This is a genomic window from Mycobacterium sp. UM_11, from assembly GCF_001414075.1.
Classification (GTDB): domain Bacteria; phylum Actinomycetota; class Actinomycetes; order Mycobacteriales; family Mycobacteriaceae; genus Mycobacterium.
The window spans coordinates 1-12,094 of the sequence record NZ_LATC01000070.1; the positions used below are offsets into that span (position 1 = coordinate 1).

Consider the following 12,094-nt stretch of genomic DNA (forward strand, 5'->3'; position numbering starts at 1 on the left):
CGTTCCTAGACAGCTCGCACTTCACTCGGAGGTCTTCGTCATGTCACCACGCCACGCCGTCACCAACGTCCGTGGTCAGTACAGCTAGCGCTTACCGGTCGTCAGCGAGAACACGGCGCGGCGCAGATTGCGGCGCGGCCAGCCGGTCATCCCCTGGGCGGCCAACGCGGCGTTGGCCGCGTTGCGACCGCAGGCGCCGTGCACCGAGCCGCCCGGGGTCGCCGACGCGCTGCCCAGATACAGTCCCTGGACCGGGGTTTCGGCACGGCCCATGCCGGGCGCCGGGCGAAAGATCAGCATCTGCTGCAATTGCGCGGTGCCGCCGTTGAGCGCACCCATGTGCAGGTTGGCGTCGCTGGCCTCCAGGTCCGACGGCCGCTGCACTGTGCGGTCGATCACCGCCGACCCGAAGCCCGGGGCGTGCTCCTCGATGACCCGGTCCACCCCGTCGGCCAGCCGGTCGGCCGAGGCGTCGTCGGCCACGTTGCGCGGCAAATGCGTGTAGGCCCAAACACTTTCGGTACCCACCGGCGACCTGCTCGGGTCAGCCGTGGTGGTCTGCCCCAGCAGCATGAAGGGGTGTTCGGGCACCACCCGGGTGTTCAGGTCGGCCATCCAACGGACCAGCCCGTCACCGTCGGCCCCCAGGTGCACGGTGCCCACCTCGCCCAGGCCCTTTGCCCGCCACGGGATGGGACTCCCCAACGCGTAGTTGACCTTCACCACGGGCGGGTCCCACATGAAGTGCTCGAGGTCGCGTAACAGCTTGGGCGGCAACGCATCGCTGGGCAGCATGTCGCAGAACAGCCGCGGGGCGGTGACGTCGGCGACGATCGCGCGCCGCGCCTCGACCGTCCGCCCGCCGGCGGTGGTCACCCCGACCGCGCGGCCGCCCTTGACCTGGATGCGGGACACGTTCTGGTCGCATTCGATTCGCGCGCCCGCCGAGCGGGCGCGGCTGACCAGGGCGGCGGTCAGCTGCCCCGAACCCCCGACGGGCACCGGCCAGCCGCAGTCCTGGGCCAACATCGTCATCAGGAAGCCCATGGCGCCGCTGATGGGCGCGTCCGGCGGGACGTCGGCGTGCATTGCGTTGCCCAGCAACAGAACTCGCGGCGCCTCGCCGGCGAACAGCTCGCTGGCCATGGTGGTGGCGGGCTGCACCAGCAGGCGCGCCACCCGAAGCGCCTCCGACGTACCGAGTTTGGCCAGCAGCCGCATCAGCGGGCGCACGGGCGGGAAGGGCGCCAGCATCGCGTCCAGCAGCGGCGCCTTGATCCGCTGCCACAACTCCACCAGGCGCCACCAGTTGTCGCCGTCGGCCGGCTCCCGCCGCGCGAATTCCGTTGCCGTGCGCGCCGGGTCGGGATAGACGATCGGCGGGTCGTCGTCGGCCGCGTTGCGCGGATGCCCGACCACCGCCGGCGCGTGCGACCACCGCAGGCCGTGGTCCTCTAGCCCCAGCGCCGAAATCGCGGGCGAGGCCACGGTCATCGGATAGTAGGAGCTGAACAGGTCGGTGATGTAGCCCGGCGTCAGCTCGGCGCTGCGAACCGCGCCGCCCGGTTCGGGCTGGGCCTCGAGCACGAGCACGTCCCAGCCCGCGTCGGCGAGCATCGAGGCGGCGACCAGTCCGTGGTGTCCCGCCCCGATGACGACGGCGTCGGCGGTGTCGCGTGCGCTCATTTCACCTGGCTGGGCACCTTGCGCTCCGCCAGAGCCGCCAGCCGCCAGAGGCACTCCTTGTTGCGCGGGTAGGCCGCCGCCAGGGCAACGGAATTGGGAACCGCCCCCATCGGGCCTTCGACGGGCACCTCGATCATCTCCACCCGGCAGCCCTGTGGCGTCTCGTGCAGCAGCATCGTGATCCGCGCGGCGCCCAGCGGCCCCAGGCGGGCGCACAGCACCAGCTTGTGCGGCGGCTCGCTCTCCTCCACCACCGTCGCGTCGTCGATCACCAGCGGCCAGATGCCGATCGAGTGCCTGATCGAGGACCCGGGCTCCGGCCAGTTCGGATCGACGGCCCGCATGCGGCTGTTGCCCACCACCCACTGGGTGTAGGTCCACCCTTGGGCCAGCACTTCCCACACCCGCTCGCAGGGCGCGGCCACGGCCCGCGTCGCAATCAATACCACCCGTTAGTCCCCCTTCTCGGCTACCGCGGCGGAATACCCACGAACCGGGCGACGAACCCCATCGGGGTTTACCGGTCCGGTGCAGCGGCTAATCTCCCACCGATCGAAAACTCGTACGAAGAAAGGCGAGATCGTGACGCTGCGACGGTTGATCCTCGCTGTGGGCGCCGTGCTGTTGCTGGCCGGTGTGATCGGGCTCTTGGCGCCGGTGTCGATTTCGGACGGCAACGGCCATTCGATCGGGTGCGGCAACGCCGTAGCCACGGACCTGTCCGCGGCCAGAAGCGCCAACAACAACAGTGTGGCGAACATCCCGATCCTCAACCAGGTCGTTCCCCACACCGACTATGTGGCGCAATGCCAATCGTCGGTGGGCAGCCGGCGTACGTGGTCGATCCCGCTGGCGATCATCGGGCTGCTCGCGATCGGCGGCGCGCTGCTGACGGGACGCCAGGGCGCGACGCGCGCGGGGCCCTAGGAGTCAGATCACCCGCAGCCGCGCGGCGTTACGCAGGCCGGGCGGTGCCACGCGCGAAAGACCGTACAGCGCATAGGCTTCCGGCGCGACGGGGCGAATCGGCTTCTTCTTCTGGACCGACGACAGGATCGCGTTGGCGACCTTGTCCGGGCCGTAGTGCCGCAGCGCGAACATCTTCTCCAGCTGACCCCGGCGCCCGTCGACCCGGTCGCCCTTTCCCGCCGGCGCGTCGAAGCGGGTGGTGTTGATGATGTTGGTGTCGATGACGCCCGGGCAGATCGTGGTCAGGCCCACCCCGGCGGCGTCCAGTTCGGCGCGCAGGCAATCGGAGAACATGTAGGTCGCCGCCTTCGACGTGCAGTACGCGCTCAGCGACTGCAGCGGCGCGTAGGCGGCCATCGACGACACGTTGACGATGTAGCCACCGGTGCCGCGGTCCACCATTCGGCGTGCGAACGACCGGCACCCGTTCACCACGCCGCCCAGGTTGACGTCGAGCACCCGGTCGAACTGCTCGGCCGGGGTGTCCAGGAATCCGCCGGCGTGCCCGATGCCGGCGTTGTTGACCACGATGTCGGGCACGCCGTGTTCGGCGCTGACCCGCTCGGCGAACGCCTCCACGGCCTGGGCGTCGGACACATCGAGGACGTAGGCGTGCGCGACGCCGCCGCGGGTGGCGATCTCGGCGGCCGTGGCCTTGACGGCCGCCTCGTCGATGTCGCTGATGACCAGCTCGGCGCCCTCCCGCGCGAACGCGAACGCCGTTTCGCGGCCGATCCCGCTGCCCGCGCCGGTGACCGACACCAGGGTGTCGCCGAACGACCCGCGGGGCCGTCCGACCTGCGCGCGCAGCAGCGCCCGGCTGGCCGGCCGGCCGTCGGCCAGGTCGGCGAACTCGCGCACCGCGGCGGCTATCACCTGCGGGTGGGACATCGGGGAGAAGTGACCGGCCTTGATGTCGCGCCGCCACAGCCGCGGCACGAAGCGCGGCGTGTGGTCGTAGCCGTATGGCCGCACGTACTTGTCTTCGGTGTTGACGATCAGCTGCACCGGCACGTCGACGACGGGAACCGGTCGTTTCCGGGCGAAGGACCGAAAGTAGTTGGCGGGGTAGGTCTTTACCGATTGGGCGGCATCGCGGGGCAGGTGCGGCGAGTGGTGGATCTTCTCGTCGGGGATGTTGTCCACCGCGTTGCGCCGAAGCGCCGGGATCGACAGCGTCAGCCGAAGAAGCAGCGGCGCGAGGACCGGGATCGAGAAGAACACCATGTAGGTGAGCCGCAGCGCCTGGCTGATCGACCGCGCGAACCTGCGGGGTCGCCACGGTTGGCGCAGTCCGCTGAAGATGTAGTCGACCAGTTGGTCCTGGCTGGGGCCCGACACCGACGTGAACGACGCCACCCGGTCACCGGCGCCCGGGCGGGTCAGGTACTCCCAAATGCCGACCGAGCCCCAGTCGTGGGCCAGCACGTGCACGGGCCGGCCGGGGCTCAGCTCCCCGGTCACCGCGGCGAAGTCGTCGGCGAACCGCTCCATGGTGTAGGCCGACACCGGCTTGGGCGCCGAGGACTCACCGACGCCGCGGTTGTCGTACCGAATGATGCGGAACCGGTCGGCCAGCAGCGGCACCACGCCGTCCCACAGCACGTGCGAGTCGGGGAAGCCGTGCACCAGCACGACGGTGGGGCCGTCGGGGTTGCCCTCTTCGAAGACCGCGATTCGCGCGCCGTCGGCGCTGTCGACGAAATGTTGTGTTGCCGGCATCGGACCTCCCCGCTTCAACTGCAGTGGCCACACCGTAGCAAGGCCATTCGGGCCGTCCCGGCAATCGCGCGCGGTCGCCCTGGATGTGTGGCGGCGCGGACGCAGTGACAGGATAGTTTTGAGTAGCTACTTCAGCGGCTAGCGAGATGTTCGACCCGCCCCGACCCACGAGCGATCGAGGAGTCAGAAACGATGGCCTTCTCCGTCCAGATGCCGGCACTCGGTGAGAGCGTGACCGAGGGGACGGTCACCCGCTGGCTCAAGCAGGAAGGCGACACGGTCGAACTCGACGAACCCCTCGTCGAGGTCTCCACCGACAAGGTCGACACCGAAATCCCGTCGCCGGCGGCCGGGGTGCTGACCAAGATCATCGCCCAGGAGGACGACACCGTCGAGGTGGGCGGCGAACTGGCCGTCATCGGCGACTCCGCCGAGGGCGGCGGTTCGCCGGCGCCCCCGCAGGAGCCCAGCCAGCCCGAACCGCAGGCCGAATCCGCGCCACCGGCCCAGCCCGAGCCCGAACCCGAGCCCCAGGCCGCGGCGCCGGCCCAGCCGGAGCCGCAGCCCGCCCAGCAGGGTTCCTCCGGCGACGCGACCCCGGTCCTGATGCCCGAGCTCGGCGAGTCGGTCGCGGAGGGCACGGTGACCCGCTGGCTGAAGAAGGTCGGCGACTCGGTCCAGGTCGACGATGCGCTGGTCGAGGTGTCGACCGACAAGGTCGACACCGAGATCCCGTCGCCGGTGGCCGGCGTCCTGATCAGCATCACCGCCGAGGAGGATGCCACCGTGCCCGTCGGCGGCGAACTGGCGCGGATCGGCAGCGGTTCCCAGGCGGCGGCGGCCCCGACTCCCCAGCCCGCTCCGCAACCGCAACCCAAGCCCCAACCGGCACCCGAACCGCCCAAGGCGGAGGCGAAGCCCGAACCGCAGCCGGTCTCGCAGCCCGAGCCGGCGCCGCCGCCGAAACCCCAACCCGCGCAAGCGGAACCGGCCGCCGAGCCCAGCGGCTCCGGCCCGGACGGCGCCCCCTACGTGACCCCGCTGGTGCGCAAGCTGGCCACCGAGCACGGCATCGATCTGGCCCAGATCGCCGGCACCGGGGTCGGCGGCCGCATCCGCAAGCAGGACGTGCTCGCCGCCGCGGAGAAGAAACAACAGACCCAGCAGGCGCCCGCCCCGGCGCAGGCACCGGCCGCCGCACCGGCCGTGGACGGCAAGGCGGCTCCGGCCCCGGCGCCGAGCCCGGCGCCGGCGCTGGCGCACCTGCGCGGGACCACGCAGAAGGCCAGCCGGATCCGCCAGATCACCGCGAACAAGACGCGGGAATCGCTGCAGGCCACCGCCCAGCTCACTCAGACGCACGAGGTCGACATGACCCGGATCGTCGGGTTGCGGGCCCGGGCGAAGAACGCGTTCGCCGAACGCGAGGGGGTCAACCTGACCTTCCTGCCGTTCATCGCCCGGGCGGTGATCGACGCGTTGAAGATCCACCCGAACATCAACGCCAGCTACAACGAAGAGACCAAGGAAATCACCTACTACGACGCCGAACATCTCGGCTTCGCCGTCGACACCGAGCAGGGCCTGCTCTCCCCGGTCATCCACAATGCCGGCGACCTGTCGCTGGCCGGCCTGGCCCGGGCCATCGCCGACATCGCCGCACGCGCCCGGTCGGGCGACCTCAAACCCGACGAGCTGTCGGGCGGCACCTTCACCATCACCAACATCGGCAGCCAGGGCGCGTTGTTCGACACCCCGATTCTGGTGCCGCCGCAGGCGGCCATGTTGGGCACCGGGGCCATCGTGAAGCGGCCCCGGGTGATCGTCGACGAATTCGGCAACGAGTCCATCGGTGTCCGCTCGATCTGCTACCTCCCGCTGACCTACGACCACCGGCTCATCGACGGCGCCGACGCCGGACGCTTCCTCACCACGATCAAGCACCGGCTCGAAGAGGGAGCGTTCGAGGCGGACCTGGGTCTTTAGGAGGACTGCCGAACCGTGGCCAAGCCCGTCATCGCCATCGCGGGTTCATCCGGCCTGATCGGATCCGCCTTGACCGCGGCGCTGCGCGCGGCCGACCACCGGGTGTTGCGCATCGTGCGCCGGGCACCGTCGAACTCCGACGAACTGCACTGGAACCCCGAGAGCGGCGAATTCGACGTCGACGCGGTGAGCGACGTCGACGCCGTCGTCAACCTGTGCGGTGTCAACGTCGGCCAGCGTCGATGGTCGGGCGCCTTCAAGCAGGGCCTGCGCGACAGCCGCATCGCCCCCACCGAGGTGCTGGCGCACGCCGTCGCCGACGCCGGGGTGGCGACCCTGGTCAACGCCAGCGCGGTGGGCTTCTACGGGGACACCAAGGACCGCGTGGTGGACGAAAACGACCGGGCGGGAAAGGGTTTCCTGGCGCAGCTGTGCGAAGACTGGGAAGCCGCCACGCTACCGGCGCAATACGGCGGCGCCCGGGTGGTGCTGGCCCGCACCGGCCTGGTGTTCGCCCCCGCGGGCGGCGCGTTGGGCCGGCTGCGGCCGCTGTTCAAGACGGGCCTGGGGGCCCGGCTGGGCAGTGGCCGTCAGTACATGTCCTGGATCACGCTGGAGGACGAGGTGCGGGCGCTGCTGTTCGCGATCTCCCATCCCACGCTGTCCGGCCCGGTGAACATGACCGGGCCCGCGCCGGTCACCAACGCCGAATTCACCACCGCGTTCGGCCGGGCGGTCAACCGCCCGACGCCGTTTATGCTCCCCGGGTTCGCGGTGCGGGCCGCGCTCGGCGAGTTCGCCGACGAGGGCTTGCTCATCGGCCAGCGCGCCATCCCGTCCGCCCTGGAGCGGGCCGGATTCCAGTTCCACCACAACACAATTGGCGAGGCCCTGGCCTACGCCACCGCCGGCCGCGACCACGACTAGCGCCGCAGCCTGGCTCTTCGCCGGTGCGTGACGCGCATCGCACCCGCCGCAGGGGTAGCGTCGCGAAGGTGATCGATTCCATCCGGTCCAGCCTGGCCGCGATCGACGTCCGACAGCTCGGAAGCGTCGAGTACCGCACCGCCTGGCAGCTGCAGCGCGAGCTGGCCGACGCCAGGGTCGCCGGCGGCAGCGACACGCTGCTGCTGCTGGAGCACCCGGCGGTCTACACGGCGGGCCGGCGCACCGAGCCGCACGAACGACCGATGGACGGCACCCCGGTCATCGACACCGACCGGGGCGGCAAGATCACCTGGCACGGCCCCGGCCAACTCGTCGGCTATCCGATCATCGGCCTGCGCGAACCGCTGGACGTGCTGAATTACGTTCGCCGCCTCGAGGAGGCCCTGATCAAGGTGTGCGCCGAACTCGGCCTGGACACCTGCCGGGTGGAGGGCCGGTCCGGGGTGTGGGTGCCGGGCGGCGACCGGCCCGACCGCAAGGTGGGCGCCATCGGCGTGCGGATCTCGCGCGCGACCACCCTGCACGGGTTCGCGCTCAACTGCGACTGCGACCTCGGCGCGTTCGGCACCATCGTCCCGTGCGGCATCAGCGACGCCGGGGTGACGTCGTTGTCGGCCGAGCTACGGCGCCCGGTGACGGTCGACCACGTCCGCGTCGCCGTCGCCGACGCCGTCTGCGACGCCCTCGACGGCGCCCTGCCAGTGCGGGAACACCTGCCCACCCCCCGCGTAGCATCGAGGGCGTGACTGTCGCACCCGAAGGCCGCAAGCTGCTGCGCCTCGAGGTCCGCAACGCGCAAACCCCGATCGAGCGCAAGCCGCCGTGGATCAAGGTCCGCGCCCGGATGGGACCCGAATACACCCAGTTGAAGGGCCTGGTCCGCCGCGAGGGGCTGCACACGGTCTGCGAAGAAGCCGGCTGCCCCAACATCTTCGAGTGCTGGGAGGACCGGGAGGCCACCTTCCTGATCGGCGGCGACCGGTGCACGCGGCGCTGCGACTTCTGCCAGATCGACACCGGCAAGCCCGCCGCCCTGGACCGCGACGAGCCGAGACGCGTCGCCGACAGCGTGCGGACGATGGGACTGCGCTACGCCACCATCACCGGGGTGGCCCGCGATGACCTGCCCGATGGCGGGGCCTGGCTGTACGCCGAGACGGTGCGGGCGATCAAGGAGCTCAACCCGTCGACCGGCGTCGAGCTGTTGATACCCGACTTCAACGGCGAACCCGCCCGGCTTGCCGAGGTTTTCCAGTCCCGCCCGGAAGTGTTGGCGCACAACGTCGAAACCGTGCCCCGCATCTTCAAGCGGATCCGGCCGGCCTTCAGCTACCAGCGCAGCCTGGACGTCATCACCGCGGCGCGCGACTTCGGGCTGGTCACCAAGAGCAACCTCATCCTCGGGCTCGGCGAAACCCCCGACGAGGTGCGCACCGCGCTGGCCGACCTGCGGGCCGCCGGCTGCGACATCGTCACCATCACCCAGTACCTGCGTCCCTCGACGCGTCACCACCCGGTCGAGCGCTGGGTGCGGCCCGAGGAGTTCGTCGAATTCTCCCGGCACGCCGAGGGGCTGGGCTTCTCCGGGGTGCTGGCGGGGCCGCTGGTGCGGTCGTCCTACCGGGCGGGCCGGCTCTACGAGCAAGCCGCGCGCACCCGCGCCTGACGGCCGTCGGCCCGACTTGCCGGTACGTATCCTTTGACTATGGCTAAACCCCGCACCGCCGCTGAGAACAAGGCCGCCCGGGCGCAGGCGCAGGCCGCGCGTAAGGCCGCCGCGAAGGAGCGTCGCGCCCAGTTGTGGCAGGCATTCAACCTTCAGCGGCGCGAGGACAAACGGCTGTTGCCCTACATGATCGGCGTCTTCGTGCTGATCGTGGCCGCCTCGGTGGCCGTCGGCGTGTGGGCCGGCGGCCTGACCACGTTCACCTTGATCCCGCTGGGCGTGGTGCTGGGCGCGCTGGCGGCCTTCATCGTGTTCGGTCGCCGCGCGCAGAAGAGCGTCTACAGCAAGGCCGAGGGACAAACCGGCGCGGCGGCTTGGGCGTTGGACAACCTGCGCGGCAAGTGGCGGGTGACGCCGGGCGTCGCCGCGACCGGCCACCTCGACGCCGTGCACCGGGTCATCGGCCGGCCGGGCGTCATCTTGGTCGCGGAAGGGTCGTCGGCCCGGGTCCGGCCGCTGCTGGCCCAGGAGAAGAAGCGCACCGCGCGGTTGATCGGCGAGGTGCCGATCTACGACCTCGTCGTCGGCAACGGCGACGACGAGGTGCCGCTGTCCAAGCTGGAGCGCCACCTCAACCGTCTGCCGGCCAACATCACCGTCAAGCAGATGGACACGCTGGAGTCCCGGCTCGCCGCGCTGGGTACGCGGGCGGGCGCCGCCGTCCTGCCGAAGGGGCCGCTTCCCAACGCCGGCAAGATGCGCGGCGTGCAGCGCACGGTGCGCCGCAAGTAGCCCATCAGCGCCGGACGACCGCCGTCGCGGTCAGCCGATCCTGCATGCCGCGGCCGTCCCAGTCGGTGAACAACGCCGGGACCACGGTCCCAACCAGCACACCGCGCACCACCGCCCGGCCGATGCCGACCGCGCCCCGGTCGTCGACCGTCACGACCTGCAGGCCCAGCACCAACTGCCCGGGCGTGAAGCCGAACAGCCGCACCGAGATCACACCGAGCACGAACCAGATGCCCAGCACCGCCGTCGACAACGCGTGTTCGGAGAAGACGCCGAAGCGCAGCGCCAGCGCGGCCAGGCCGTAGGAGATCAGCCAGTCGATCATCAGGGCACCGAGCCGACGTCCCATCGGGGCCAGCGACCCCGGCCCGCTTTGCGGCAGTCCCAGCCGCTCGCCGGGATAGGTGGACGGCGAGTTCGGCGTCATCGTCGCAACCCCGGCTGAACGCTGCGCCCGGGCACCGGAAGAGATACGATCCAGCGGTCCATGGCCCCACAATAGAACCCGCCGGTGACGGCGCCTCTTTTGTGAACAACATGGGTCGCGTAACGTGCGCGCAACACGGGGTTGACTGGCGGGCAACATCTGCTCCATAGCGTCAGGCCGCGGATCTCACCAAGTAAAGGAGCATTTCTGTGACGGAAACGACGCCCGACGACGTCTTCAAACTCGTCAAGGACGAGAACGTCGAGTTTGTCGACGTCCGGTTCTGTGACTTGCCAGGCATCATGCAGCACTTCACGATTCCGGTTTCGTTCTTCGACGAGAGCGTCTTCGAGGACGGCCTGGCCTTCGACGGTTCCTCGATTCGAGGCTTCCAGTCCATTCACGAATCCGACATGCTGCTCCTGCCGGACCCCGCGACGGCACAGATCGACCTGTTCACCGAGCACAAGACGCTGAACCTGAACTTCTTCGTGCACGACCCGTTCACCCTCGAGCCCTACTCGCGCGACCCGCGCAACATCGCCCGCAAGGCGGAGAACTACTTGATCAGCACCGGGGTCGCCGACACCGCCTACTTCGGCGCCGAGGCGGAGTTCTACATCTTCGACTCGGTGAGCTTCGACTCGCGCACCAACGGCTCCTTCTACGAGGTCGACGCGATCTCGGGCTGGTGGAACACCGGCGAGCCCACCGAGAACGACGGCAGCCCCAACCGCGGCTACAAGGTCCGCCCCAAGGGCGGCTACTTCCCGGTCGCGCCCGTCGACCACTACGTCGACCTGCGCGCCGACATGCTGGCGAACCTGATCAAATCGGGCTTCAGCCTGGAGAAGGGCCACCACGAGGTGGGCAGCGGCGGGCAGGCCGAGATCAACTACAAGTTCAACACGCTGCTGCACGCGGCCGACGACATGCAGCTGTACAAGTACATCGTCAAGAACACCGCCTGGCAGGCCGGCAAGACCGTCACCTTCATGCCCAAGCCACTGTTCGGTGACAACGGATCCGGCATGCACACCCACCAGTCGCTGTGGAAGGACGGCAGCCCGCTGATGTACGACGAGACGGGCTACGCCGGCCTGTCGGACACGGCCCGCCACTACATCGGCGGCCTGCTGCACCACGCGCCGTCGCTGCTGGCGTTCACCAACCCGACCGTCAACTCCTACAAGCGACTGGTGCCGGGCTTCGAGGCGCCGATCAACCTGGTCTACAGCCAGCGCAACCGCTCGGCCTGTGTCCGCATCCCGATCACCGGCAGCAACCCGAAGGCCAAGCGGCTCGAGTTCCGTTGCCCCGACTCGTCGGGCAACCCGTACCTGGCGTTCTCGGCGATGCTGATGGCCGGGCTGGACGGCATCAAGAACAAGATCGAGCCGCAGGCCCCGGTCGACAAGGACCTCTACGAGTTGCCGCCGGAGGAGGCCGCCAACATCCCGCAGGCGCCCACCCAGCTGTCCGCGGTGATCGACCGGCTGGAAGAGGATCACGAATACCTCACCGAGGGTGGGGTTTTCACGCCCGACCTGATCGAGACGTGGATCAGCTTCAAGCGGGAGAACGAGATCCTGCCCGTGCAGATCCGGCCGCACCCGTACGAGTTCGCGCTGTACTACGACGTCTAGATCCGTCAACCGAAACCACCCGCGTGGCGACCGCCGCGCGGGTGGTTTCGTTTTGCCGGGCCTACAGTGGGTCCGTGAACCGGAAGCCTGAGGACGACGCGCCCGACCACACCGCCGACGAGCCCGAGGACAAGGGCTCCGTCGTGCCGGAGGCTGGTGAGGGGCCGATCCCGCCGGTGGCCGGCGACCCCCGCCCGCCCATCGGGAACTGACCGGACGCGGTTTCGTCTCGCCGGGCCGGAGATTCGGCGA

At 69.9% G+C, this 12,094-nt stretch carries 12 protein-coding genes; 8 read left to right on the top strand and 4 right to left on the bottom strand.

Features of this window, described 5'->3' with window-relative positions; all coding sequences use genetic code 11:
* Positions 1 to 84: 84 nt before the first annotated feature.
* Together WU80_RS17165 and WU80_RS17170 are read right to left on the bottom strand one after the other, a co-directional pair.
* Positions 85 to 1,686, bottom strand: coding sequence for an NAD(P)/FAD-dependent oxidoreductase (locus tag WU80_RS17165; protein ID WP_055404018.1), 1,602 nt, complete (start codon positions 1,684 to 1,686; stop codon positions 85 to 87).
* Complete coding sequence (locus WU80_RS17170; protein WP_156349608.1) at positions 1,683 to 2,135, bottom strand: SRPBCC domain-containing protein; 453 nt, start codon at positions 2,133 to 2,135, stop codon at positions 1,683 to 1,685. The genes WU80_RS17165 and WU80_RS17170 overlap by 4 nt, the downstream gene beginning before the upstream one ends.
* A gap of 133 nt (positions 2,136 to 2,268) precedes the next feature.
* On the opposite strand from WU80_RS17170, the gene WU80_RS17175 reads away from it, so the two are divergent.
* Positions 2,269 to 2,613, top strand: coding sequence for a hypothetical protein (locus WU80_RS17175; RefSeq protein WP_055404017.1), 345 nt, complete (start codon positions 2,269 to 2,271; stop codon positions 2,611 to 2,613).
* A 3-nt stretch (positions 2,614 to 2,616) separates the two neighbouring features.
* Here WU80_RS17175 and WU80_RS17180 read toward each other — a convergent pair whose 3' ends face one another.
* Positions 2,617 to 4,377 carry an SDR family oxidoreductase gene (locus WU80_RS17180; RefSeq protein WP_055404016.1) on the bottom strand — a complete coding sequence of 587 codons (1,761 nt, stop codon included), beginning with the start codon at positions 4,375 to 4,377 and terminating at the stop codon, positions 2,617 to 2,619.
* A gap of 192 nt (positions 4,378 to 4,569) precedes the next feature.
* Between WU80_RS17180 and sucB the strand changes: the two genes are divergently transcribed.
* The 5 genes from sucB (at position 4,570) to WU80_RS17205 (ending at position 9,769) form a co-directional block, all read left to right on the top strand.
* The gene (gene sucB / locus WU80_RS17185) at positions 4,570 to 6,363 is read left to right on the top strand and encodes a 2-oxoglutarate dehydrogenase, E2 component, dihydrolipoamide succinyltransferase (RefSeq protein WP_055404015.1); all 1,794 of its coding nucleotides are present in this window, start codon (positions 4,570 to 4,572) and stop codon (positions 6,361 to 6,363) included.
* 15 nt (positions 6,364 to 6,378) lie between these two features.
* A complete protein-coding gene (locus tag WU80_RS17190) occupies positions 6,379 to 7,290 on the top strand; it encodes a TIGR01777 family oxidoreductase (protein ID WP_055404014.1) in 912 nt (303 codons plus the stop codon).
* Positions 7,291 to 7,358: 68 nt separating this feature from the next.
* Positions 7,359 to 8,057 (top strand): lipoyl(octanoyl) transferase LipB, encoded by a 699-nt coding sequence (lipB, locus tag WU80_RS17195; RefSeq protein ID WP_055404013.1) that lies wholly within the window; start codon positions 7,359 to 7,361, stop codon positions 8,055 to 8,057.
* Positions 8,054 to 8,977, top strand: a complete 924-nt coding sequence (lipA, locus tag WU80_RS17200) for a lipoyl synthase (RefSeq protein ID WP_055404012.1) — start codon at positions 8,054 to 8,056, stop codon at positions 8,975 to 8,977. Before lipB ends, lipA begins: the two co-directional genes overlap by 4 nt.
* A 39-nt stretch (positions 8,978 to 9,016) precedes the next feature.
* Positions 9,017 to 9,769 (top strand): DUF4191 domain-containing protein, encoded by a 753-nt coding sequence (locus WU80_RS17205; RefSeq protein ID WP_055404011.1) that lies wholly within the window; start codon positions 9,017 to 9,019, stop codon positions 9,767 to 9,769.
* 4 nt (positions 9,770 to 9,773) lie between these two features.
* Here the strand turns inward: WU80_RS17205 and WU80_RS17210 are convergent, their stop codons facing one another.
* On the bottom strand, positions 9,774 to 10,196 hold the full coding sequence (locus tag WU80_RS17210; RefSeq protein WP_055404010.1) for an RDD family protein: 423 nt from the start codon (positions 10,194 to 10,196) through the stop codon (positions 9,774 to 9,776).
* 209 nt (positions 10,197 to 10,405) lie between these two features.
* Between WU80_RS17210 and glnA the strand changes: the two genes are divergently transcribed.
* Complete coding sequence (glnA, locus tag WU80_RS17215; protein ID WP_055404009.1) at positions 10,406 to 11,842, top strand: type I glutamate--ammonia ligase; 1,437 nt, start codon at positions 10,406 to 10,408, stop codon at positions 11,840 to 11,842.
* Between the two features lie 74 nt (positions 11,843 to 11,916).
* Complete coding sequence (locus WU80_RS17220) at positions 11,917 to 12,054, top strand: hypothetical protein (protein WP_156349607.1); 138 nt, start codon at positions 11,917 to 11,919, stop codon at positions 12,052 to 12,054.
* Positions 12,055 to 12,094: the final 40 nt, after the last annotated feature.

Excerpts from the sequence above, each read along its gene's own strand:
- WU80_RS17210 (WP_055404010.1), bottom strand. The coding sequence starts at position 10,196 with ATGACGCCGAACTCGCCGTCCACCTATCCCGGCGAGCGGCTGGGACTG.
- WU80_RS17205 (WP_055404011.1), top strand. The coding sequence starts at position 9,017 with ATGGCTAAACCCCGCACCGCCGCTGAGAACAAGGCCGCCCGGGCGCAG.
- WU80_RS17165 (WP_055404018.1), bottom strand. The coding sequence starts at position 1,686 with ATGAGCGCACGCGACACCGCCGACGCCGTCGTCATCGGGGCGGGACAC.
- sucB (WP_055404015.1), top strand. The coding sequence starts at position 4,570 with ATGGCCTTCTCCGTCCAGATGCCGGCACTCGGTGAGAGCGTGACCGAG.
- WU80_RS17180 (WP_055404016.1), bottom strand. The coding sequence starts at position 4,377 with ATGCCGGCAACACAACATTTCGTCGACAGCGCCGACGGCGCGCGAATC.